This is a genomic window from Bifidobacterium moraviense (assembly GCF_012932365.1).
In the GTDB taxonomy this organism is placed as follows: Bacteria; Actinomycetota; Actinomycetes; order Actinomycetales; family Bifidobacteriaceae; genus Bifidobacterium; species Bifidobacterium moraviense.
In genome coordinates, this window is sequence record NZ_JAAIIH010000015.1 from 22,364 (window position 1) to 46,044 (window position 23,681).

The 23,681-nt window shown below is 67.8% G+C and carries 16 protein-coding genes and 1 pseudogene; 3 read left to right on the forward strand and 14 right to left on the reverse strand.

Annotated features, from left to right (window positions below):
- Nucleotides 1–408: 408 nt before the first annotated feature.
- The 4 genes from G1C96_RS08355 to phoA form a co-directional block, all read right to left on the reverse strand.
- Nucleotides 409–1,419, reverse strand: a complete 1,011-nt coding sequence (locus tag G1C96_RS08355) for a DnaJ C-terminal domain-containing protein (RefSeq protein ID WP_169276137.1) — start codon at nucleotides 1,417–1,419, stop codon at nucleotides 409–411.
- A gap of 81 nt (nucleotides 1,420–1,500) precedes the next feature.
- Nucleotides 1,501–2,172 carry a nucleotide exchange factor GrpE gene (gene grpE / locus G1C96_RS08360; protein WP_169276138.1) on the reverse strand — a complete coding sequence of 224 codons (672 nt, stop codon included), beginning with the start codon at nucleotides 2,170–2,172 and terminating at the stop codon, nucleotides 1,501–1,503.
- Nucleotides 2,173–2,183: 11 nt separating this feature from the next.
- Nucleotides 2,184–4,073 carry a molecular chaperone DnaK gene (gene dnaK, locus G1C96_RS08365; protein WP_169276139.1) on the reverse strand — a complete coding sequence of 630 codons (1,890 nt, stop codon included), beginning with the start codon at nucleotides 4,071–4,073 and terminating at the stop codon, nucleotides 2,184–2,186.
- Between the two features lie 351 nt (nucleotides 4,074–4,424).
- On the reverse strand, nucleotides 4,425–6,731 hold the full coding sequence (phoA, locus tag G1C96_RS08370; protein ID WP_335341944.1) for an alkaline phosphatase: 2,307 nt from the start codon (nucleotides 6,729–6,731) through the stop codon (nucleotides 4,425–4,427).
- A gap of 619 nt (nucleotides 6,732–7,350) precedes the next feature.
- Between phoA and G1C96_RS08375 the strand changes: the two genes are divergently transcribed.
- Nucleotides 7,351–8,370 (forward strand): LacI family DNA-binding transcriptional regulator, encoded by a 1,020-nt coding sequence (locus G1C96_RS08375; RefSeq protein ID WP_169276140.1) that lies wholly within the window; start codon nucleotides 7,351–7,353, stop codon nucleotides 8,368–8,370.
- A 53-nt stretch (nucleotides 8,371–8,423) separates the two neighbouring features.
- Here the strand turns inward: G1C96_RS08375 and G1C96_RS08380 are convergent, their stop codons facing one another.
- The 5 genes from G1C96_RS08380 to G1C96_RS08400 form a co-directional block, all read right to left on the reverse strand.
- Entirely contained in the window at nucleotides 8,424–9,185 is a 762-nt protein-coding gene (locus tag G1C96_RS08380) for a TraX family protein (RefSeq protein ID WP_169276141.1), read from the reverse strand.
- 93 nt (nucleotides 9,186–9,278) lie between these two features.
- The gene (pulA, locus tag G1C96_RS08385) at nucleotides 9,279–11,288 is read right to left on the reverse strand and encodes a type I pullulanase (RefSeq protein WP_417852183.1); all 2,010 of its coding nucleotides are present in this window, start codon (nucleotides 11,286–11,288) and stop codon (nucleotides 9,279–9,281) included.
- Between the two features lie 417 nt (nucleotides 11,289–11,705).
- The gene (locus tag G1C96_RS08390) at nucleotides 11,706–12,617 is read right to left on the reverse strand and encodes a sugar ABC transporter permease (protein WP_169276143.1); all 912 of its coding nucleotides are present in this window, start codon (nucleotides 12,615–12,617) and stop codon (nucleotides 11,706–11,708) included.
- Nucleotides 12,614–14,020, reverse strand: coding sequence for a carbohydrate ABC transporter permease (locus G1C96_RS08395; RefSeq protein WP_169276144.1), 1,407 nt, complete (start codon nucleotides 14,018–14,020; stop codon nucleotides 12,614–12,616). Before G1C96_RS08395 ends, G1C96_RS08390 begins: the two co-directional genes overlap by 4 nt.
- A gap of 296 nt (nucleotides 14,021–14,316) precedes the next feature.
- Nucleotides 14,317–15,579 (reverse strand): extracellular solute-binding protein, encoded by a 1,263-nt coding sequence (locus tag G1C96_RS08400; RefSeq protein WP_169276145.1) that lies wholly within the window; start codon nucleotides 15,577–15,579, stop codon nucleotides 14,317–14,319.
- Between the two features lie 254 nt (nucleotides 15,580–15,833).
- Here G1C96_RS08400 and G1C96_RS08405 point away from each other — a divergent pair, with 254 nt between their 5' ends.
- Nucleotides 15,834–17,507 carry an alpha-amylase family glycosyl hydrolase gene (locus G1C96_RS08405; RefSeq protein ID WP_169276146.1) on the forward strand — a complete coding sequence of 558 codons (1,674 nt, stop codon included), beginning with the start codon at nucleotides 15,834–15,836 and terminating at the stop codon, nucleotides 17,505–17,507.
- On the forward strand, nucleotides 17,501–18,295 hold the full coding sequence (locus tag G1C96_RS08410; protein WP_169276147.1) for an HAD family hydrolase: 795 nt from the start codon (nucleotides 17,501–17,503) through the stop codon (nucleotides 18,293–18,295). Before G1C96_RS08405 ends, G1C96_RS08410 begins: the two co-directional genes overlap by 7 nt.
- Nucleotides 18,296–18,394: 99 nt before the next feature.
- On the opposite strand, the gene G1C96_RS08415 is transcribed toward G1C96_RS08410, so the two are convergent.
- From G1C96_RS08415 to G1C96_RS10390, 5 genes and pseudogenes are all read right to left on the reverse strand, one after another.
- The gene (locus G1C96_RS08415; protein WP_169276148.1) at nucleotides 18,395–19,480 is read right to left on the reverse strand and encodes a Cna B-type domain-containing protein; all 1,086 of its coding nucleotides are present in this window, start codon (nucleotides 19,478–19,480) and stop codon (nucleotides 18,395–18,397) included.
- Nucleotides 19,477–20,421: a class C sortase gene (locus tag G1C96_RS08420; RefSeq protein WP_169276149.1), complete on the reverse strand. Its 945-nt coding sequence runs from the start codon at nucleotides 20,419–20,421 to the stop codon at nucleotides 19,477–19,479. The genes G1C96_RS08415 and G1C96_RS08420 overlap by 4 nt, the downstream gene beginning before the upstream one ends.
- A 61-nt stretch (nucleotides 20,422–20,482) precedes the next feature.
- A complete protein-coding gene (locus G1C96_RS08425) occupies nucleotides 20,483–22,123 on the reverse strand; it encodes a SpaH/EbpB family LPXTG-anchored major pilin (RefSeq protein WP_169276150.1) in 1,641 nt (546 codons plus the stop codon).
- A gap of 123 nt (nucleotides 22,124–22,246) precedes the next feature.
- A complete protein-coding gene (locus G1C96_RS08430; protein WP_240945183.1) occupies nucleotides 22,247–23,350 on the reverse strand; it encodes a SpaA isopeptide-forming pilin-related protein in 1,104 nt (367 codons plus the stop codon).
- Between the two features lie 84 nt (nucleotides 23,351–23,434).
- Nucleotides 23,435–23,671, reverse strand: a pseudogene (locus G1C96_RS10390) (SpaA isopeptide-forming pilin-related protein); the annotation flags it as partial.
- Between the last annotated feature and the right edge of the window lie 10 nt (nucleotides 23,672–23,681).

A 23,681-nucleotide genomic window follows, 5' to 3' on the forward strand; every position in this document is an offset into this window, starting at 1 on the left:
CGTGAACATCGATATCATCCCGAGCCGAGCGGGGCTCTCCTCCCCCGGTCATTCCTGACCAGAGCAAGACCCCTACCCCGGTCACCCTGAGCGAAGCCAAGCCCCCCCTTCGGTCATCCTGAGCGAAGCCCGTAGGGCGGAGTCGAAGGATCCTTGGCTTTCCCGGAACGTCAAGGATCCTTCGACTCCGGCTTCGCCTCCGCTCAGGATGACGGAGAGACAGCGCCTCCGCTCAGGATGACGAGGGGAGTTGCCGTCGCGAGTCCTTCCAGCCCTTGGCTCCCCTCAAAGAGGGGAGCCAAGAGAGATGTGCCCCCTCGGAGAGGGGCCCGTGCTGCGGCTCCCCTCCTTGAGGGGAGCTGTCCGCGAACGCGGACTGAGGGGAGCCATGGGCACCCCGCCAGACCGTCACCGCTCGACGTATTCGCCGGCGGCCTTGTCGAATTCCTTGGCGGCGTGCTTGACGCCCAGCCCCGGCTTGGCGGGCACCTGGATCATCACGCGCCCCACCAGATCGCCCGGCGTATTGCCGCGCTGCACGCCCTTGCCGGCGATGCGCACTTCGGTGCCGGACGACGAGCCGGCAGGCACCTTGAACGTGACCTCGTTGCCGTCGATGTCCCTGGCCGTCACCTTGGCGCCGGCCACGGCCTCGCCCACGCTCACCGGCAGGTCCATGACGATGTCGCGGCCGCGCATCGCGAACGTCGGATCGTCCTTGACGCTCACCGCGAGATACAGGTCGCCGTGCTTGCCGCCGTTGATGCCCGCATGGCCCTTGCCGGCCAGACGGATCTTCTGACCGTCCTTGACGCCTGCGGGGATGTGCGTCTTGAACTTCTCGCCGTCCACGCTCAGCGAGACCGTGGCGCCCTTGACCGCCTGACGCAGCGTCAGCGTGATCTTGGAGTTGCGGTCCTTGCCCTGCTGCGGACGCGGCGGCTCCTCGTAGCCGTAGCCCGCGCCGCCGTACGGCGAGCCCGCGCCCGCCGCGCCGGCGCCCTGCGCGCCGCCGAACATCGAGAAGATGTCGTTGAGGTTCGGGTTGCCGCCGCCGGACGTGCTGAAGCGGATGCGCGAGCCGTTGCCGCCCGCGCCGCCGCCGAACATGCCGCCGAACATGTCGGCGAAGCCGGAGGCGTCGAATCCGCCCTGGCCGGAGCCGCCGGCGAAGCGCGCGCCGCCCATGCCGAACTGGCGGATCGCGTCGTACTTCTGGCGCTGCTCCTTGTTGCTCAGCACGTCGTACGCCTCGGAGATGTCCTTGAACTTCTCCTCGGCCTCCTTGGTCTTGTTGAGATCCGGATGGTACTTGCGCGCGAGCTTGCGGTACGCCTTGGTGATCTCCTGATCGCTGGCGTCCTTGGAGACACCGAGGACCTTGTAGAAATCCTTGCTCAGCCATTCATTCTCAGCCATCCCATGTCTCCTTTCCTCAAAGTGTTCATTCAGTCCTTATGAGAAGGCTCCCCTCGATGGGGAGGGGAGCCGGTGTACGTGTCAGGCCTGCGGCGAGGCGACCACCACGCGGGCCGCGCGGATCACGCGGTCGCCGATGCGGTAGCCGGCCTCCACCACGGTGTCGACGGTCTCCTTCTCGGCCGAAGCGTCCGGCTTGTGCAGGATCGCGTCGTGACGGGTGGGGTCGAAGTCCTCGCCCTTCTCGCCGAACTTCTCGACGCCGAACTTGGCGAACGCCTTGTCGATCTTGGCCGCGACGGCGGTCATCGAGTCGCTCAGCTCGCCGTGCTCGCGGATGCGGTCGATGTCGTCCAGCGCGGGCAGCAGCGCGGTGAGCACGTCGATGATGCCGTGCTGGCGGAACCGCTCCTGCTCCTTGGTGGCGCGGTTGCGGAAGTTGATGAACTCCGCGCGCTCGCGCTGCAGCGCCTCGAGGTAGTCTGCGGCTTCCTTCTTCGCCTTGCCCAGCGGCGTCAGCTCGTCAGTGCCATCAGCAGCACCGTCAGCGGCAGCACCGTCGTTCGCAGCGCCGTCGGCGGTCTTGCCCGCCGTGGCATCCGCGCCCGCCGGCTGCTCGCCGGCAGCTGCCTGCGCGGCACCGGACGCACCGGCCGAAGCCGCGGCGCCGGCCGCATCCTGATCGGATGCGGCAGCGGCGTCATCGGCGTTCGGCAGGTCGTTCAGATAGTCATCCTTGTTGAACTCTGCCATGGCGAGGACCCTTACTTGTTGTCCTTGTCGTCGTCGTCCACGACCTCGGCGTCCACCACATCGTCATCGCCGCCGTTGGAGGCAGCGCCCGACGCGGCGCCCGCGGCACCGGCAGCGCCCGCGCCCGCAGCGGCGCCAGCAGCGCCCTGCTGCGAGTACAGCGCCTCGCCGATCTTCTGCGCGGCGGTCATGAGCTCGGTCTGCGCGCTCTTGATCTTCTCGATGTCCTCGCCCTTCAGGGCCTCCTTGAGGGCGTTCACCTTCTCGGTGACCTCCTTGGAGACCTCGTCGGACAGCTTGTCCTTGTTGTCGTTGACGAGCTTCTCGGTCTGGTAGGCGAACGCCTCGGCCTGGTTGCGGGCCTCCGCGTCCTCCTTGCGCTTCTTGTCCTCGGCCTCGTGAGCCTCGGCCTCCTTGACCATGCGGTCGATCTCGTCCTTGGGCAGGCCGGAACCACCGGTGATCGTCATCGACTGCTCCTTGCCGGTGCCCTTGTCCTTGGCGGACACGTGCACGATGCCGTTGGCGTCGATGTCGAAGGTGACCTCGATCTGCGGGACGCCACGCGGAGCCGGCGCGATGCCGGTCAGCTCGAAGGTGCCCAGCGGCTTGTTGTCGCGAGCGAACTCACGCTCGCCCTGGTAGACCTGAATCAGCACGGACGGCTGGTTGTCCTCGGCGGTGGAGAACACCTCGCTGCGCTTGGTCGGGATGGCGGTGTTGCGGTCGATGAGCTTGGTCATGATGCCGCCCTTGGTCTCGATGCCCAGCGAAAGCGGGGTCACGTCGATGAGCAGCACGTCCTTGCGGTCGCCCTTGATGACGCCGGACTGCACGGCGGCGCCGACAGCCACGACCTCATCCGGGTTCACGGACTGGTTGGCTTCCTTGCCGCCGGTGAGCTCCTTGACGAGCTCCTTGACGGCGGGCATACGGGTGGAGCCGCCCACGAGCACCACGTGGTCGATGTCGCCCACGCCGATGCCGGCGTCGTGCAGCACGTTGTTGAACGGCGTGCGGCAGCGACCAAGCAGGTCGGAGGTCATTTCCTCGAAGTGGGCGCGGGTCAGCGTCTCGTCCAGGTGCACCGGGGTGCCGTCGGGCGTCATGGCCAGGTACTGCATGGAGATGCTGGTCGAGGTAGAGGAGGACAGCTCCTTCTTCGCCTGCTCAGCAGCTTCCTTCAGACGCTGCAGGGCGATCTTGTCCTTGCTCAGGTCGACGCCGTACTTGTTCTTGACTTCGCCGACGAGCCAGTCGATGATCTTCTGATCCCAGTCGTCGCCGCCGAGGTGGTTGTCGCCGTTGGTGGCCTGCACCTGAATGGTGGAGAAGCCGTCGTCGTCCTTGCCGATCTCCAGCAGGGACACATCGAAGGTGCCGCCGCCGAGGTCGAAGACCAGGATGCGCTCGTCCTCCTTGCCCTTCTCCAGGCCGTAGGCCAGAGCCGCGGCAGTCGGCTCGTTGATGATGCGCAGGACGTTCAGGCCGGCGATGGTGCCGGCGTCCTTGGTGGCCTGACGCTGGGCGTCGTTGAAGTACGCCGGGCAGGTGATGACGGCGTCGGTGACGGGCTCGCCGAGGTAGGCCTCGGCATCCCTCTTGAGCTTCATGAGGACCTGCGCGGAGATCTCCTGCGGGGTCCACTTCTTGCCGTCGATCTCGACGGACCAGTCGGTGCCCATGTGACGCTTCACGGACGAGATGGTGCGGTCGACGTTGGTGACGGCCTGACGCTTGGCCACCTCGCCGACGAGGATCTCGCCGGACTTCGAGAACGCGACCACGGACGGCGTGGTGCGAGCGCCCTCGGCGTTCACGATGACGGTGGGCTGGCCGCCTTCCAGCGTGGCGATGCACGAGTTCGTAGTGCCCAGATCAATGCCTACTGCGCGTCCCATAATGTGCTCCTTTGTTGTTGTTCGTTCGTACGTTCTTCGCTCAGGTTCCGTTCGGCGGTCGCTGCCGTGACCTTGGCGGTTCCTTCGCCTTCCAAAACTTGAGCCTACATCACTCAACTTTCGATCGCAACTTTTTATTCCCGACTTCGGCGGGAATTTTTTGCAGGCCCGCGGCCCGCTCCCCGCCGCGCCGAAGACGACCCAAAGACGACGGACGGGGCTTCCCTCGCGCGTCATCCACGCGAGGGAAGCCCCGTCGTCATCGGGCAGACACCGCACGGGCGTCACGCACGCATCACGCGCGCGCCATACGCACGCCCGGCCCCACCCGGATCACCCGAGAGGAACCGCTCAGGCGGCGTTCACCGCGAAGGCCGTGCCCTCGTCGTTCCAGCCGGCCGCGCCCTTGAGCGCGTTGTACTCGTCCTCGCTGGAGGTGAAGAGGTGGTGGTTGTTCACGGTGTCGTACAGGCGGTGGACCGTCTGCGTGCCGTCGGCCGGGGCGTAGAACGCCACGCCCTCGTCCTTCCAGCCGGCGTCGCGCAGCGCGGAGATCTCGGCGTCGGAGGTGGTGAAGACGTGGTCGTTGATCTGGGCGTTGTAGAAGCGCTCCACGACCACGGCACCCTCGGTGCCCTCCGGGACGGTCCTGAAGGCCGTACCCTCGGAACGCCAGCCGTTCTTGACCAGGCTCTTGGCCTCGCCACGGTCAGCAGTCACCATGTGGTCGCCGTTCGCCGGGTTGTACACGCGGTACACGTTCACGTAGCCGGCGGGGCCGTCGGCGTCGATCGTCAGGTCCACGCTCTTGCCGGACTGGTTGCCCTTGACGGTCACCACGTCGCCCTTCTTGGCGCCGTTGAGCGCGAAGGTGGTGGTGGCGGCGGTCTGGACGCGGATGCCGGAGACCGGGGTGTCGGACACGGAGGCGTCCTTCACCTTGCCGTCGGCGCCCTTGAGCTGGTAGGAGAGGACCGCGTCGCCGTTGAAGCCGGTGGCCTTGACGGAGCCGGAGGCCGCGTCGTACTCGAGCTTGGCGCCGTCGGAGAGCTTGTTCTGGTCGGCGGTGTCGGCCGCGAGGCCCAGCGCGTGCGCCATGGTGTAGAAGGCGTCGGTCTGGTCGGTCAGGCCGTCCACGCGGGAGGCACCGGGGCCGGAGGCCGCGATGCGCAGCTGGGTGCCGGTGTGCTCCATGCCGCCGTCGTTGTAGCCCACCTCGGGGTTCTCGGCGTCGGGGTCGACCGCGGTGGCGGTGCCGTAGGAGACGACGATGGTGGCGCCGTCGACCGGGGACTTGAGGATGGTGCTCAGCGCGTATGCCGGCGGCTCGCCGACGATCTGGCTGGTGTGCGCGTGGTCGGCGGTCACGATGACCAGGGTGTCGCTGAGGTCCACCTTCTTGAGGGCGGCGGAGATGGCCTTGTCGAGGTCATCGGTCTCGCCGATCTGGCCGCAGGCGTTGGCGGCGTGGTCCTGCTTGTCGATGGATGCGCCCTCGACCTGCAGGAAGAAGCCGTTCGAGGACTTCGGGTTGGCCTGCAGCAGGTCGATGGCCTTGCTGGTCATGTCGGCCAGGGAAGCGCCCTGCGCGCCGAGCCAGTCGGGGTTGGCCTCGCACTGAATGGCGCCGCGGGCCTCGGTCTCCTTCTGGGCAAGAGCCGGGGTGGCCTTGAACTGCGTGGGCAGGTTGCCGTCGCCGAGCAGCGCGAGCACCGGGGCATCGTCCTTGTAGGACAGGTTCTTGAAGCCGTTCACGTCGCCGGACTGCACGGTCTGGAAGCCGCGGTCGGCGGCCTGCTGCCACAGGGTCTTGCCGTTCTCGTCGAGCTGGTTGAAGTACTTGGAGCCGCCGCCGATGGTCACGTCGGCGCGGGTGTCGAGCAGCTGCTCGGAGATGGAGCCGATGCCGCCGTTCACCTTGAGCTGGTCGGCCAGGCAGTTCTTGGCCTGGTTGCCGTCGGAGGCGTCGAGCTTGCCGTCCTTGTTGGTGTCGGTCTTGCCGTCCCACTTGCCCTGCGGGCCGTAGCAGGCGCGCTCGGTGGAGTGGGATTCGAGGACGGCCGGGGTGGCGTCCTGGATCTCGGCGGTGGTGACGTTGCCGGTGGCCAGACCCTTGGCCTTGGCGAGCTCGATGAGGTTGAGCTGCGGGTTGCCGTAGATGTCCACGTCCACGGCGTTGTTGTAGGTCTTGGTGCCGGTGGACCAGCCGGAGCCGGACGCGGAGGAATCGGTCACGGGGGTGACCACGCCGGCCTTGGTGTTGCCGGCGAGGTTGCCAGCCTTGTCCTTGGCCATCAGGGAGTCGTTGGAGCTGTTGCCCAGCGAGAACGTGGTGTACTGGCCGGTGCCGGTCTCCACGCCGGGGTTCAGGTTCGGCTGGCCGATCTTGTCCAGGCCGTCGAAGCTGCCGTTGGCGCCGTGCAGATAGTCGCGCGCGACGGTGATCTCGGAGTCGCCCATGCCGTCACCGAGGAAGTAGATGACGTTCTTGGCGGTCTTGGCGTTGCCGTACACGCCGGCGATGCGCTGCGCACCGCCGTGGACGGCAAGGTCCTGCACCTGCTTGCCTTCGGCCGCGGAAGCCACGCCCGGCACGACGGCCAGCATGGCGAGCGAAGCGACGGCCGCGCAGGCCGCCTTCAATCCCTTGTGCTTCACTTCTCTGTTCCTTTCAGATGTCGGAAACGCCCTTCGCGCCCCGATTCACCGCCGAGGTTCCGCCCCGAACCCAACGCGGAAACGACGGGCGGGCGGCGCCGTCCCGAACGTCAGATGAACAGTCGGCAAACACGTTCGCTAACGAAAACGACTCTCACGTAGCTACGTAGTTCCACTGCGGAATGCGTTGCGGGAGAGCCATTCGGGGCGCATTTCGGGGCCGCACACGCAAGGGGTGCGACTTCTGAGTGTGCGGCTCGGATAGAGCGGCCGTCCGGCCGATCTCACGTGAACGCAAAACGGCCTCATTCCGCCGTTTTTCCGACGGGCGATCTCGCGGATCGCGGGTCTCTTCAGCCGGCTCACATTCAGAAGAAGGGACCCATCTTCTGAGTGCGCGAATTTCGGGTCCGCGGGCTCTGCGAGGCGCGCCCTGCGGGACCGTCGCGCGGGCGCGCGCCGCCATCCGCGACGCGCGGCGCGCGTTTGCAGGATTTTTGCCAACGTTTGCAGTATGATGGTTCGGAAACGCGGAAGGCCGTGCCCCGCAGCGAGGCATCGCACGGCGACGCGCGGCATGACGGCCGGACGATCTTACGGAACGCAAGGAGGACCAGGCATGGGCAAGGCGGACATCTACGCGGTGGCGAAGGCGGCGGGCGTATCCATCTCCACGGTGTCGCGCACGTTCACGCGCCCCGAGCTCGTCTCCGCCAAGACGCGCGCCAAGGTGATGGAGATCGCGGACAAGCTCGACTTCAACATCTCCCGCTCCGCCACCGCCCTTAAGTCCGGCCAGACGTACCGCGTGGCGCTGCTCATGAACGAGGAGATCACCAGCTGGTTCAACACGCAGGTGTTCGCCGGCATCGAGTCGCAGCTGCATCCGGCCGGCTACGACATCTCGCTGTTCCAGCACATCGACACGGACGCCAACCGCCGCGACTTCTTCACCAACCCGCCGATCCGACGCAACGTGGACGCCGTGTTCGTGGCGTCGTTCGCCATCGACCCGCACGAGGTGGAGCAGCTGCGGCGCATCCACGTGCCGATCATCGGCATCAACACCCCCTCGATCGACGGCTTCGACGCCACGATCAGCATCGACGACGAGAAGGGCATGTACAAGGCCACGCAGTACCTCATCAACCTGGGGCACCGCCGCATCGTGTACGCGTGCTCGGAGGCGGCCGCCATGAACTCCTCCATCGACGCGCGCGCCAAGGGCTTCATCGCCGCCTGCAAGGACGCCGAGGGCAGACGCGACATCAACTGGCAGGTGCTGCCGGTGCCGCGCGGCCCGGAGTTCGCCGACTCCGCGCTGGCCGCGCTGCTCACGCTCGACGAGTTCCCGGACGCGATCTGCTGCCAGATGGACATGATGGCCATCCCGCTGGTGATCAAGCTGGGCGCGTACGGGCACATCACGCCGCGCGACTACTCGATCGTCGGCTTCGACGACAGCCCCTACGCGGACACGATCAACCTCACCACCATGCGCCAGGATCCGTACGACATGGGCAGGCGCGCGGCCGTCAAGGCGATGCGCCTCATCAACGGCCAGCCGCTCGAGGCCCCGCACGAGGTGGTGGAGGCGCAGCTGATCCCGCGCGGCACGGCGGTGCCGTTCGCCGGCTGAGCGCGCCGGCCCACCGGGCGCATCGGCCCGGCCGTCTCAGTCAACCGCCGGCCTCAGCCCAGCAGCGCGACCGCCGCACCGGCGCACAGCAGCACCGGATAGACCGCATAGAGCGCCCACCGCACCCACGGACGCGCGGGAGAATAGCCCAGCTCGTCGTTGCGGTAGTGCAGGAACGCCACCCCGATGGCCGGCGTGATGCACATCACCGCGCCCAGCAGACCGGCCGTGAACATCATCGTGTTCTCCCGCGCGCGCAGCCAGCGGAAGATCAGCGCGAACAGCAGCGTGGCCGCGCCTACGAACATCACGCGCTGGCGCACGCCCACGCCCAGCAGCACGTCCCACGCCAGGCCGGCCGCCACCGCCACGACCGCCAGACCCCACCGCGCGGCGCCCGCGAGGCGAGAGGCCCGGTCGAGCAGCGTCAGCACGATCAGCGCCACCAGCAGCCCCCACACCGGGTTCTGCGAGCGCGGGTCGAACGCCGTGCCGGACACGGTCAGGTCGTACGGCACCTCGCACACCGCCGCGAGCGCGAACAGCCGCAGCCCGTACGCGGTCACGTTGCGCGTGCGCCGCTGCCCCTCGGCGAGCAGCCACGCGTAGATCGGCACCGCGCACCACGACGCGGCCTCGCACAGCACCACGGCGGTGAGCGCGCCCATGTCGTCCGAGCCCGGCGCACCGAGCAGCGCGGGCAGCACGGTGATGGAGGCGACGGACAGCGCCATGAAGACCGCGCCGATCACCTTGAGGCGCAGCGACGACAGTCCGCGCGCCCGGTCCCTGCGGTTCGATTCGTCCCGATGCATCCTCGTCCCCTTCCCGCGCGGCGCACGCCGCGCATACGCGACGGGCGGACCGCCGTTCGACGACGATCCGCCTTCCGATCCCAATCTACCTGCCTACCCGTGCCGGCGACGCCACACCACGAAGCTGTGCGGCGGCAGCATCAGGTCGCGCCCGTCCACGCGCGCGGCGCACGCGGCGGCGCCGGATTCCCCGGCCCCATCGCCCCCGGAAGCGGAGCCTTCCCCGCACGAGCAGTACAGACGCTCCCACTCGTCCGGCGCGATCTTCGCCACCTCGTCGTACGGCCCGGGCATCTCCAGATCCACCGTGGACTGCGTGCGCGCCGCGTCGCCGGGGTTGATGGTCACGCAGTCGTCGCCCACGCGGAACGCCACCACGTCGTCGTCGCGCGGCACCACCATGCGCGCGCCGCCGAAGTACGCCGGGCTCTCACGCCGCAGCCGGATGAGCGCCGCATAGTGCTCGGCCAGTCCGCGCAGGCGCCGCGCGCGCCGCCAGTCCAGCCGGTTGAGCGTGGCCGGGCTGCTGAACGAGTCGGAGACGCCGCGCTTGGTGCGCGCGAACTCCTCGCCGCCCAACAGGAACGGCACGCCGGCCGCGGCGAACACGATGCCGGCGGCGAGGCGGCTGGCGGCCATCAGATCGGCGCATTCGGGCCCCTCGGCCTCGTAGTCGGCGTCAGTGGGCATGCCGCGCATCGTGGCGCACAGCTTGTCCCACAGCGTCAGGTCGTCGTGCGCGGAGACGTACTGGATCACCTGCCCCACGCCTGCGGATTCGCACAGCGTGCCGCGCCACGCGTCATCGGCGAGGCGGATGTCGTCGGCGTAGTCGGCGGAGGCTCCGGTGAGGTATCCGGGCACCTTCTGGAAGAACACGTGGCCGCGCACGGCGTCGCGCGTGGAGTCGCAGAACGCGCCGATGCGCGGGTCGAGGTACGGCAGGCCGCGCTTGTCCGCGAGGATGACGCGCGCCTGCGGGTCCAGCGCGGTCTGGCGCGCGGACCACGGCTCGCCGTGCATGAGGATCGACGCGCCGTCCGGCAGGGCGTCGAGCGAGGCGCGCACGGCGTTCATGGTGTCCACGTCGATGAGCCCCATGAGGTCGAAGCGGAAGCCGTCGACGTGGTATTCGCGCGCCCAGTAGGTCACGGAGTCCACGATGTACCGGCGCATCATCGGATGTTCGGTGGCCACGTCGTTGCCGCACGCGGACCCGTTGGCGAGCGTCCCGTCCGCGCGGCGGCGCAGCGCATAGCCGGGGACCGTGCGCTCGAACCAGTTGTCGGCGGAGAACATGTGGTTGTAGACCACGTCCATGATCACCTTGATGCCGGCCGCGTGCAGCGCCTGGATCATGCGCTTGCATTCGCGGATGCGCGTCTCGCCGTGGAACGGGTCGGTGCTGTAGGAGCCTTCCGGCACGTTGTAGTTGAGCGGGTCGTAGCCCCAGTTGAAGCCGCGTTCGGGCGAGCCGAGGGGCAGCGACTCGTCGATGGACCCGTAGTCGTAGAACGGCATGAGCTGCACGGCGGTGATGCCGAGACGCCTGAGGTAGTTGACGCAGGTGGGGAAGTCGCCTTCGCCGTCCACGGTGGTGTCGGCGTGCGTGAACGCGAGGTAGGTGCCGCGATGCTCCGCGGGCACGCCGCCGTGCGGGTCGTTGCTGAAGTCGCCGACGTGCGTCTCCCAGATCACCAGCGCATGCGCGGGCACGCGCGGGCGACGATCCTCGTCCCAGCCGTCCGGATCGGTGCGCGCGAGGTCCACCACCATGCTGCGGCGGCCGTTCACGCCGGCGGCGCGCGCCCACGGGTCGGCGGTGCGGTTGACGGTGCCGTCGGGGAAACGGACCAGATAGTCGTAGTAGGTGCCGTGGCCGGCGCCGTCGCAGCGCACCTGCCAGGTGCCGCACGCGCCGGGCGTCATCTCGCGCGTCTCCGTGGGTTCGGCGCCGTGGGGCTCGCCCTCGGATCCGGCGGCGAACAGGCGCAGCGTCACGCCCGCGGCGGTGGGCGCCCAGATGCGGAAGACCGCGCCGGCGCCGTCGGGGCGCGCACCCAGATCGTCGCCCTCGTACACGGGCAGGTCCGGGCAGGGCATGCCCTCCTCGGCGGGGGTCCGGTCGCCGACCGCGGTTGCGGCAGCCTGCTGTTCCATGACGGTTCCTTTCCTGGTGTGCATGATGGTTGATGGCGTGATGCGGCGTTGCCGAGCGGAGGGGCGACGGCCGCCTTTCCCCCCCCCGTCATCCTGAGCGGAGGGGCGACAGCCTTTCTTCCACCCCGTCATCCTGAGCGGAGGGACGACAGCCTTTCTTCCACCCCGTCATCCTGAGCGGAGGGGCGCAGCCCCGGAGTCGAAGGATCCTTGGCATGCGCCGCAATGCACGGATCCTTCGACTCCGCCCTTCGGGCTCCGCTCAGGATGACCGGAAGGAAAAAATCCGCTCAGGATGACCGGAAGAAAACCCGCTCAGGCTGAAGCCAGTCGGAAGCCCACAGGGCTTCCTTGATGGCTTCAGCCCTTCACCGAACCGCTCATCGACTCCTGGTAGAAGCGCTGCATCACGATGAACAGGACGGCGATCGGGATGGAGACCACCACGGCGCCGGCCGCGAAGCGCGCGTACCAGTCCTGGATGTACTCCTTGTCCAGCATGAGCCACAGGCCCAGCGCCACCGTGTAGTTCGACTGCGTGCGGCAGATCACCTTGGCCATCACGAAGTCGAGCCACGGGGTGAGGAATCCGGTGATGGCCTGGTAGACGATCATCGGCCGGGAGATCGGGATGATGATCTTGGTGAACACCTGCCAGCGCGTGCAGCCGTCGATCAGCGCGGCCTCGTCGAGCGACATGGGGATGGTGTCCATGTACCCCTTCATCACGTAGAAGCCGGCGCCGGAGCCCGCGGAGTACACCAGGATCAGCGCGATGAGCACCGCCGTGGAGCCTTCCGTCAGCTGCATGGCCTTGAGGATGAAGTAGATGGCGGTCACGGCCATGATGCCGGGGAACATGCCCAGAATCAGCGCCACGTTCATGAAGGTGCGGCGGAAGCGGAAGCGCAGACGCGACATGCAGTACGCCACGGAGAGCACGAAGAACACGGAGATCAGGCAGGTGAAGCACGCCACGATGAGCGTGTTCATGAACATCCTCGGGAAGTTCATCACCGTGCGGTCGGTGAACAGCGCCACGTAGTTGTTCAGCGTGTACTCCTTGGGGAAGAAGGAGTCGGTGTAGGGCGCGGTGTTCCTGTTGAAGCTCTCGAAGAACACCCACACGATCGGCACCAGCCAGATCACGGCCATGACGCCTAGGAACAGGTGGGCCGCGACGTCGCCGGCGATGCGGCGCTTGCGCTGGTCGTGCATCAGGCCGTGGGATTCGCGCGCGACCTCGGCGGTCGCCTTCTCGTTCCTGCTCATCGGAACGCCTCCTCGTTCTTGTAGGATCCGGAGCTGCGGTACGTGAGCAGCGCCACCACCGCGAGCACCACGAACGTCATGATGCCGATCACCGCGCCGAGGTTGTAGTCGCCGCGGTCCACGGTGAGCTTGTACAGCCACGTGATGAGCAGGTCGGTCTTGCCGGCCGACTGGCCCACCTGGCTCGGCTCGCCCTGCGACAGCAGGAAGATCACGTTGAAGTTGTTCACGTTGCCGGTGAACGTGGTGATGAGGTACGGGGTGAGCACGAAGAAGATGTACGGCATGGTGATCCTGGTGAAGATCTGCCACCAGTTCGCGCCGTCGATCTTCGCGGCCTCGTACTGCTCGGCGGGGATGTTCTGCAGGATGCCGGTGACCTGCATGATGGTGTACGGGATGCCGACCCACAGGTTGATGACGATCACGGTCACGCGCGCCCACGTCACGTCGGTGAAGAACGGCAGCGCCTGGTCGATCCAGCCCCAGTTGATGAGCATGCGGTTGATCGCGCCCTGCGGCTGCAGCATCGTGCGCATGGTGAGCAGGGACACGAACTGCGGCACGGCGATGGACATGGAGAACACCGCGCGCCAGAAGCCCTTGCCGTGCGTGGTCCTGCGGTTGATGATCATGGCCATGAACAGGCCGAAGAAGAAGTTGAGGAACGTGGCGAAGAACGCCCACACCAGCGTCCAGCCGAGCACGGAGAAGAACAGCCTGGCGTTGACGTCGCCGGTGGCGCTGCCGGAGAACACCGACCTGAAGGCGTCGAGCCCGGTCCAGTCGAACAGCAGCACGTGGTTCTGGTCGTAGTTGGTGAACGCCATGGAGATCATGAAGATCAGCGGCAGCACGGTGAACACGGCGATGCCCAGCGTGGGCAGCGCCATGAGCAGGTTGGAGACCTTGCCGTCGGTGAGGTCGCGCAGGTCGTCGGCGAAGCTCGGCGCCCTGCCGTCGTTGGCGCGGGCGAGGCACTCGGCCTTGTACGCACTGCGCACGGCCATGGCCCACCACAGCACGAACACCGCGCAGATGGCCACGGTGCACACGCCGTAGAGCAGGATGACCACGGAGTTGTCGCCCTGGACGTACTCCCAGAAGCCGTCCACGAGCTGCTGGCCGCCCTCGTTGTCGCCGAGCGAGGGGAGCATGGCGAGGTTGTGCGCGCCGGAGGTGGCGATGAACGCGATGAAGGCGATCTCGCCGGCGAGCAGGATCAGGCCCTTGACGATTTGATGGTGCGCGAGGTTGCCGAGTCCGAGGACGAGCGCGGACAGCCTGGTCGTCGCGCCGCCGTTGGCGAACGCGGCCCGCAGGGTGTAGGGCGAGGGGGCGATGTCGTCCTTGGTCGTCGTCCTGCGGCGGCGCTTCGCGGTGGTGACAGTCGCACTGGACATTGCTTACCGCCTTAGTGTGAATGTGGTTTCGGTGTGGATGATGCGGTGTGGTTGCTTCGGACGTCCGCGTCGATGGGGACGCCCCGAGCTCCGATGCATGCAGGTGTCCGCCCGTCCCGGCGCACGGAGAAAGGGAAAAGATGCGCCGGGTCGAAGCGGACGGAAGGCGGTGCGGCCTTCGGAAGAGCGGGCCGCACCGGTTGGAGAAGGAGGAGATGGAACGGTTGGTGGCCGGGGGTTGATGTGGTTGCGTGCGGCCCGGGCGGGTCCCGGCCGGTCCCGTCGGGCCAGGTCCGTCACTTCTTCTGTGCGGCGTCCAGCTGGGCCTGGAACTCGGCGACCTTCTCGGCCGCGTTGGACGGGGTGACGTCCTTGTTCTTCAGACCGTTGCCGAACGTGGTGGCCGGATCCCAGAAGTTGTTCATCGCGGAGATGGTGGGCTGGGTGACGGCGATGTTGGCGATGGTGTCCATCTGCGCCTTGGAAGCCGGGTCGGTGGCAGTGGAGGCGAGGGACTTGTCGGACGGGGTGACGCCGCTCATGGTGTAGTGCGACTTCTGCGACTCGGTGGAGCCCAGGAAGGCGGCGAACTGCGCGGCGGCCTTGGCGTTCTTGGAGTTCGGGTTGTAGGCGGCGGCCTTGGAGCCGGAGAACGGGGTCATCTGGATGGATTCGCCGTTGACCGTGAAGCTCGGGGCCGGGGCGGCGGCGTAGTTGTCGCCGAGGGCGGCCTTGGCCTTGGAGGCGTTCCAAGTGCCGTCGAAGTAGGCGTCCACGCTGCCGTTCTGCAGGCCGGCGATGCCGGTGGTGCCGTCGTCCACCACGAAGTTCGGATTGTTGGCCAGGTCGGCGAGGTACTTGGTCACATCGGCGGCCTTGTCGCCCAGCTTGATGCCCTCGGAGGCGGTCATGCCGTCGGAGCCGAAGAACTTGGCGCCGGCACCGGTGTAGAAGGAGGTGTAGTACCAGGGCCCGCCGATCTGGAAGGCCACCTTGCCCTTGGCGAGCATGGCGTCGAGCGACTTGACGTCGTCCGCGGAGAACTTGGACTTGTTGTAGTACATGAACCAAGTGTTGCCGGTGTAGGGCACGCCGTACAGCTTGCCGTCGGTGAAGGTGACGGACTGCAGGGTGGCCGCGTCGGACTGCTCCTTGACCCGCTTCTCGGCGTCGGTGCCGAGCTGGCCGATGGCCTTGCTCTCGATCAGAGTGCCGAGCTGGTCGTTGCCGAACATGTACACGTCGGCGGCGGAGGCGGCGTCCTGCTTGACGGTCTTGGCGGCGTCGTCCTCGCCCACCACGTCGTTCGTCCAGGTGATCTTGTACTCGGGGTGAGCCTTCTCGAAGGACTTCTCCACGGTGGCCAGCCAGGAGTCGCCGCTCTCGGCGGTCTGGTCGGCCTGCGGGGCCCACACCTTGAGCGCCACCTCGGTGGTGCCGGAGGCGGACGTGCCGTTCGACGCGGCGTTCGAGCCTCCGTCGGAGCCGCACGCGGCGAGCGGGGTGAGCATGGCGACGGCGGCCGCCAGCCCGATGACCTTCTTCATGTTGATCTTCATTGATCGTCCTTTCCTCAATCACTGAACGGCTAATGACGCATGCAATGTTTGCAAATGATTGCAAACTGCGGAGCCATATACGTCGCTTCAGCGTGAACGTCACATCTGATGCTTGTATACCGCAGCGCCGCAGCGCATCAGTGGTACCGACTATAGCACGGTTTTTGCAAACGTTCGCAATCAGTGGTAGAATGAATCGCGACACAGCGTCCGCGACGGCCGCGGAACGCTACGAAACACAAGGATCGCGAATCATGACAGCATCACGACACGCCGATCGCCCCTTCCCCACGCCGCAGTGGCTGGACGACGCGCGCTTCTACGAGATCTATCCCCAGAGCTTCGCCGACGCGAACGGCGACGGCATCGGCGACATCCCCGGCATCACCGCCCGCCTCGACTACGTGCGCGACCTGGGCTGCAACGCGCTGTGGATCAACCCCTGCTTCGACTCCCCGTTCCGGGACGCCGGCTACGACGTGCGCGACTACACGCGCGTCGCCCCGCGCTACGGCACCAACCGCGACCTGGCCGACCTGTTCGCCGCGGCGCACGAACGCGGCATGCACGTGCTGCTGGACCTCGTCCCCGGGCACACCAGCGAGGAGCACGCGTGGTTCGCCGCCAGCGCGCAGGCCGACCCGGCGAAGCGCGTCACGACCCGGGGCGAGGACGTCTCCGAACGCTACATCTGGACCGACTCGTGGATCTCCGGCGCGGACGGCCTGCCGTTCATCGGCGGCGAGACCGAGCGCGACGGCACCTACGTGCTGAACTTCTTCAAGTGCCAACCCGCGCTGAACTACGGCTTCGCGCACCCGCGCCACGCGTGGCAGAGGCCCGCGCTCGGCCCGGACGCGCTGGCCACCTGCGAGGCGATGCTGGACGTGATGCGCTTCTGGCTGCGCCTCGGCGCCGACGGCTTCCGCGTGGACATGGCGGACAGCCTGGTCAAGCGCGACGACGACGGCAAGCCGTACACCATCCGCACGTGGCGGCACCTGTTCTCCCGGATCCGCCCGGAGTTCCCCGAGGCCGCGTTCGTCTCCGAGTGGGGGCGCCCGCACGAGTCGATGCAGGCCGGGTTCGACATGGACTTCTACCTCGACTGGCGCTGGGACGGCAGCCCGAACGGCTACAACCGTCTGCTGCGCGACACGGACACGCCGCTGGTCCGCGACGGCGACCGCAGCTACTTCAACGCCGACTCCGGCGCGTCCGTCCGCCCGTTCCTGGACGAGTACCTGCCGCAGCTGCGCGACGCCGAGGCGCACGGCGGGCGGTTCGACCTCATCACCTGCAACCACGACACGCTGCGCACGGCCCAGCGCCTCACCGAACGCGAGCGCAAGGTGGCGTACGGCATGATCCTGACCATGCCCGGCTGCCCGTTCGTCTACTACGGCGACGAGATAGGCATGCGCTACCGCCCGCTGCCCACGTTCGAGGGCGGCTACGTGCGCACCGGCAGCCGCACGCCCATGCAGTGGGGCGGGTACGGTTCCGGTCCCGCGATCGCCGATTCGCGCTATCTGCCCGCCGACGACGCCCCGGACGCGCCCACCGTGGCCTCCGAGATCGCGCGCCCGGACTCGCTGTACCACTGGGTGCGCCGCGTGCTGGCGGTGCGCGCCGGGCACGCCGCGCTGCGTTCCGGCGCCGCGTTCAGCGTGGCGGCCGCGCCGGAGGACGGGCGCGTCTTCGCGTTCCTGCGCACGGCGAACGATGGCATGGACGACGATGCGGAACATCTGCTGGTCGCAATGAACCCCGGGCGCGGGACCGAGTCCTTCGACGCGCCCGCGCGCGGCGACGACGCCGACGGGCGCGGCGTCACGTCCGAGCCGCTGCTGCTGGTGGGCGAAGCGCACGCGGACGGCGACCGGATCACGCTCGGCCCGCAGAGCTTCGCGGTGTTCGCATGGTGACGCGCACGTCCGCCATGGCGATGCCGCGAAGCGCATCGCGACGCCGCTACGACGTGGCGTTCTTCGACCTGTACGGCACGCTGGTGGACATCCGCACCGACGAGTCCTCGCCGTGCGCGTGGGCGGCGCTGTGCGGGGCGATCGGCCGGCTCGACCCTTCGTCGCCGTACCGCGACGAGCCTTCCGCCCGGGACGCGTTCGACTGCGCGATGGCCCTGCTCGAGCCCGCGGACGCCGGCGAGCACTACGAGCCGGACATGCTGCCCGTCTACCGCGCACTGCTGCCCGGACTGTCCGGCGAAGCGGCCACGCGCGCCGCACGCGAGCTGGCGTGGACGTTCCGTCGCGCCTGCACGAATCTGCTGCGTCTCTACCCCGGCGTGCATGAGATGCTGGACGCCCTGCGCAGCGGCGGCCTGCGCGTGGTGCTGCTGAGCAACGCGCAGTCCTGCTACACGCGCCCCGAACTGGCGCTGCTGGGTCTGGACGCCGCGCTCGACCGCATCGTCATCTCCAGCGAGGAGGGCGTGCGCAAGCCGTCCGCCGCGCTGTACCGCCGAGCTCTGGAGCGCGAGGGGCTGTCCGACCGTCCCGATCGTGCGGTGATGGTGGGCAACGACGTGCGCTGCGACATCCTGGGCGCGGCCGCGGCGGGCGTCGATGGCGTGTACGTGCGCACCGCCATCTCCCCCGCCGGCGATCCGCACGTCTGCCCGCAGGCCGTGCTGACGCTGCGCGGCGACCCCGCGCCGGACTACGCCGCGCTTCTGGATTTTCTGCTGGGCTGAGCGCATCACCGCGCCACAGGCAGCGATACGCCCGCACGCCCCGGGAAAGACGGGGAGTGCGGGCGTACGCGCGCCGACGGGTCGGACAACGGCTGTTTTTCAGTTCCGCCGGCGCAGGTGCCGGCGCATGGCCAGCAGCATCAGGGCCAGCAGCAGGCAGATCGCGCCCGCTGCAGCGGGAAGCACCACCGCGGCGCCCGTGTGCGGGACGGGCGTGGTGCCGGTGTTGACGATCAGCGTCTCCGCGCCTTCACGGTCCACGGCCACGGTGTAGCCGTCGGGCACGGACCGTTCCACCACGCGCCAGTCGTGCCCGGACTCCAGGTCCGTCCACGTGTGCGACCAGCCGCCCGCGGCGTCCAGCGTCACCTGATCGTGCACCTCGCCGTCGCGCAGCAGCTGCACCACGATGCTCTCCGGGCGCGTGGACGCGTCGTCGTCGCGCCAGACCTTGCGCACGGTGAGCGATGCGTTCCGCGGCGTCTCGGAGGGCGGGGTGGCAGGCGGGGTCTCGGGTGGCGTGGTGGGAGGCGTCGTCGGAGGGATGGTCGGCGGCGGAGTGGCCGGCGGAGTCGTAGGAGGCGGCGTGGAGCCGGGCGTGCAGTCGGACTTGGGCTGCAGCGTCACGTGCATCGCCGCCGCGGCATCGGACGTCGCCGCGTCGCCGGAGGGCAGTGCCACCAGCATCGCGGCGGCGTCGCACCGCAGCGCGTCGCCGCGGTATGCGCCCACGATCACCAGATACAGCCCGCGCGGCAGTCCCTCGAACGCGGCCGTGCCGTGCGCGTCCGTGGCACGGGTGCCCAGCGGCTCGATGCCGTCGCGCGCCGCGTATCCGGCGAGCGTCTCCGCGAGCGTGCGCAGCGCCTCGTCGCCGGACGCGCCCCAGTCCACGGCGTACCCGGCGAAGTCGGGCGTGGGCGTGGGTGCGCCGCCGGACGCGCCATCCGCGGCGATCTCGGCCACGCGATGCACGCGCACCTCCACGCCGGCGAGCGCCGTGCCGTCCTTCTCGTAGGTCACCGTGATCGACCCGTCGCCGGACCCAGCGGACGCCGTTCCTGCGTCGGCCGCGGCCACGGCCGGGCAGCAGATCGCGGCGAGCGTCACGGCCAGCGCGCCGATCGCGCCCAGCAGCCGCGTTCCCCACCGGGTGAGGAAGTCTCCGATCACGTTGTTCATCATCGCTCCTCGTGCATGTGATGTTCCTGTGTGATGTGCGCACCGCTGATGTGCGCGCCGCGGCAGCGCGGACGCCTGCGCGTCAGACGCCACGCCGCCACCGCGGCCGCCGCCAGCAGCGCGCCGGCGCCCGCACCGATCGCCAGCCCCATGAGCGCGACCGGCGCCGCGTAGTCGACGTCGTCCGGCTCGGCGGGCGTGGGGATGCGGTGCCCGCGCACCAGCAGCCGATGCGAGTTGACCCCGTACGGCGTGCAGGTGACCAGCGTGGCGTAGTCCCGTCCGGGTTCGATGCCCAGCACGTCCAGTTCGTCCGGCAGCACCACGTCGATGCGGTCCACCTGGTAGGTGAGCGTCTCGCCGAGCACGTGGAAGGCGAACGTGTCGCCCTCCCGCAGCCGGTCCAGCCCGGTGAGCAGCTTCGCGCTGGGCAGCCCGGTGTGCCCGGAGACCACCGCGTGCGTGTCCGCGCCGCCCACCGGCAGGGAGCTGCCGGCCAGATGCCCCACCGCGATCTGTAGCACGCCTTCGTCGGTGCCGTGGTAGATGGGCAGGCGCACGGCGATCCGAGGGATGGTCACGTACCCCATCACGCCGGTGCCGCTCACGTCCAACAGCGAGTCGTATTCGGCGCGCTCGGCGTCGGTCATGGTCCAGCGGCCGCGGTCGTCGCGCTGCGCCAGACGCCGGTTGTACGCCTGCGCCGCGTCCAGCATCGTCTGCCGCTGCACGGCGGAGAGGTCCTCGGTCTGCTCGATGTACGACGCCACAGCGCGCGACTGATGCATGCGGTTCCACCAGTCGCTCACCGTGGGGTACGAGACCAGGCAGACGCCCGCCACCAGCACCACGGCGAAGAACGCGGAGAGCACGCGGGAGAGCGCGTCGGCTGCGACGGGCGCGGTTCCGGCGTTCCTGCGGCGATGATGCTGGCGGGTGGTCATGGTCAGGTCCGTTCGGCGTGCGATGTGCTCGCGGCGATGCGATGCGTTCGCGGTCCCGCGCTCAGCGCGCGGTGCGGCGACGCAGTCCGAACCACAGTCCCGCGGCCAGCAGGCACATGCCGCCCGCCGCGTACAGGATCACCGTGCCCATGCCGCCGGTGGACGGCAGCGTGGAGCCCTTGTGGTTGATGATGTCGGTGCTGATGTTGACGGTGGCGCTGGTCATGTCGGTGGTGAACTTCTGGATGTCGGTACTGGTCAGCTCCGTACCGCTCGCGTCCGTCACCGTGATCGTCAGACTCTTCAGCTCCAGATTGCCACCGTCATTCTCCTGATCCACGGTGTGCGTGGCCGCCACCGTGAAGTAGAGGTCAGCCATCCTGTTGTAGCCGGCGGGGGCCGCGTCCTCCACGAGCTTGTAGCAGCCATCGTCCAGCCTCTTGAACTCGAAGGTGGTTTCGGTGCCGCTGTCGTACTTCTTGACCTCGGTCCAGTTGCCGTCCTTGAGCTTCGACAGGGTGAACTTGGCACCGGGCTTCTTGTTGGACACGGAGTCGACGTACTTGTTGACATTGAGCGTGAACGTGAACACCGTGACCTTGTCCGGAGCCGTCGTGCCGGTGCCCTCCTTGGTTGGATTGTTGGAGTACGTCAGAGTCACCTCGTTCGGGTTGCCGGTGGAACCGACCTTGGCGTGGTCGTTAAGCTGAGCCTGATACGTGACGCGGATGATGCTGTCCTTGGTGATCTTGACACCGCCATCCACGGTAGCGGACTTCAGATCGGCGAACGCCACGGTCAGCGTGGTGCCGTTCTCGTACGGGGCACCGAGCTTTCCGTCATCGTCTTTGACTGCGTCCACGGTGTATCCGTCGGTGATCGCGGTCTCGACTTCCTTGCCATCGGCGCCCTTGTTCACCACGTACACCTTCACCTTGTGGCTCTCGTTGTTGCCGTCGTACGTGAGCCCTTCCGAGAGCGTATCGGTGAACGTGTAGGAGTACGTGTTATAGGCGTCGTAGTCGGCCGGCAGCGTGCCGTCCAGCTTGTAGTCGATCCAGTCGTTGATGTCGTGGTCGGCGGTGTCCTGCCAGTCGGAGACAGCGCCGGTGGAGTCGTTGACGTCCTTGACTTTCTTGGTGACCTTCGGCTTGTCCATCTTCGATTCGGCCTCCACATTGTCCGTCACCTTGATGATGAGCTTGGAGTAGGCCGCATCCACGCCGGTCGGCACCTTCGTGTTCTTCACCAGGTAGTAGCCGGCGGCGAGATTAGAGATGACGTACTTGCCGTTGGTCGGCGAATCGACGCTGCTCTGTGCCGCCGTCACGTGATCGCTGACGATCTCCGCGAACTTCTGGACGTTGTCGCTGGACAGTTTCGCCGCCACGTCGGCGGCGTCCTTGGCGTTCTTGAACGTGTCCTTCAGTGTCTCATCGTCCTTCAGCGCCGCCAGCAACTCGGTGCCGTTGACGCCGTCACCCCATTGGATGTTCGACAGGGTACTGTCCGACAGATCGCCCTTGAACACCTGATAGGCCTCGTACGTGTAGCCCTCAGTGCCGTTCTTGATGGTGATGGAGTACGTGTTATTGGTCTGACCACCGGTGTCGGCCACGGCGGCGGTGCCGGTGGCGAGACCGGTGAAGAGCATCGCCACTGCGGCGATGAGGCCCAGCAGGGCCTTGCTCAGCTTCTTCATGATGGTTCCTTTCGGATGGTTGTGCTGTTTGAAATGACGGTTGAAGTGGCGGAATGGTCGGAGTGGCTGCATGGGTCGGGGATCGCGGAGGCTACGGGTCTTCTCCCCTCGTTCGTGCACCGGTCATCGTCTCGGCCTCCTGACCACGGCCAGTCCCGCCGATGCGACGAGCACGGCGATCGCGCCGGCGACCGTGAGTCCCACGGTGCCCGCGCCGCCGGTGGCCGGAAGAACGGGACCGGAGACCGCATTGGTGAAGGCCGTGGCTTTTGCATTCGCAGCATCCGCGGCATCGCCGGACGTGACGGTCCACTCGCCCACGGTGGCGTCGTCACCGGATGCGGCGTTCCCGTCATCGTCCTTCACGCGCACCAGCACGGCGTGCGCCTTGATGCCGGCGTGCGCGCCGGATTCGTCGGTGGCGCGGCTCACGGTGATGGTGAGCCGGTACTCGGCCTTCGAGTAGGTGACGAACGGGTCGGAACCCGCGACTTCGGCGATCTTGTACGTGTAGGTCTTCGCGTAGTCGCCGCCGCTGCCGGGCTCGTCGGACAGTTGCGCGTCGGTGAACGTGAGTTTGCCGAACGACGCGACGGCCTGCGTCGGGTCGGTGGCGTGGTCCGCCGGGGCGAGGTCGATGATGCAGTCGGCGAGGTTGTCGCACCCTTTGGGCACGGGCCATCCCCCGGCGTCGTCGGAGTCACCGGTGATGGCGAACCGGAACGGCACATACCTGCCGTCGGTCTTCGGCCACGAGCCGCCGGTCACGGTCTTCCGGACCGGGATCTCCACGTCCACCGGCAACGCTTCGTCGGTCACGGTGTTGTCAACGAGCGCGGAACCGTTCTTGGTGATGGTGGAGGCGGTGCTGTCGTCCCTGATGACGAGCGTGTACGTGTCCATGGAGACCTGATAGCCGGCGGGGGCCTTGGTCTCGGTGAGCGTGTAGATGCCGGCGGGCAGCTCCTTCACGGTGATGACGCCGGTGCCGGCCGTTCCGGCGGCGTGGTCGGAGATCGTCGTGGCGCCGTCCGGGCAGTCCTTGAACGTGGTTCCGGACGGGCTGACCGCGCCGTCCGCGCCGACGGTCACGTCGTCGGCCACGCAGTAGGCGACGCCGTTCGATCTGACGAGTTTCCACTGTGATCCGGCGAGCTTGGCGCCATTGACGTCGGTTTTGCTCCAGGTCGCTTCGGTGGGTTTGTTGGTGATGTTGCCGTTCTTCATGCCGGCCGTACCGGTCTCGAGCGTGCCGTGCACGTTCCTCGTCACCGATTGGGTGACTTTCGCGGCCTCGCTCGTGGCTTTGCCGGTGGTCACGTGGTAGATGGTGCCGTTGAGCTGGAAGCCTTCGTCGGCGCCGGTCTCCTTGAGGAAGTAGTTGGCTTCCGGCGCGAGGCCTTCGACGGTGAATTCGCCGCCGTCGGCGTTCTTGTCCCGGAAGTCGTTGTCCTTGACGGTGAGCAGCGGATTCCTGCCGTTCACGGCGTCGTCGTACGTGCCGTACACGGCCCAGGTGGTGCCGGCGAGCCTCGAGGTGCCGTCCTCGCGGGTCTTG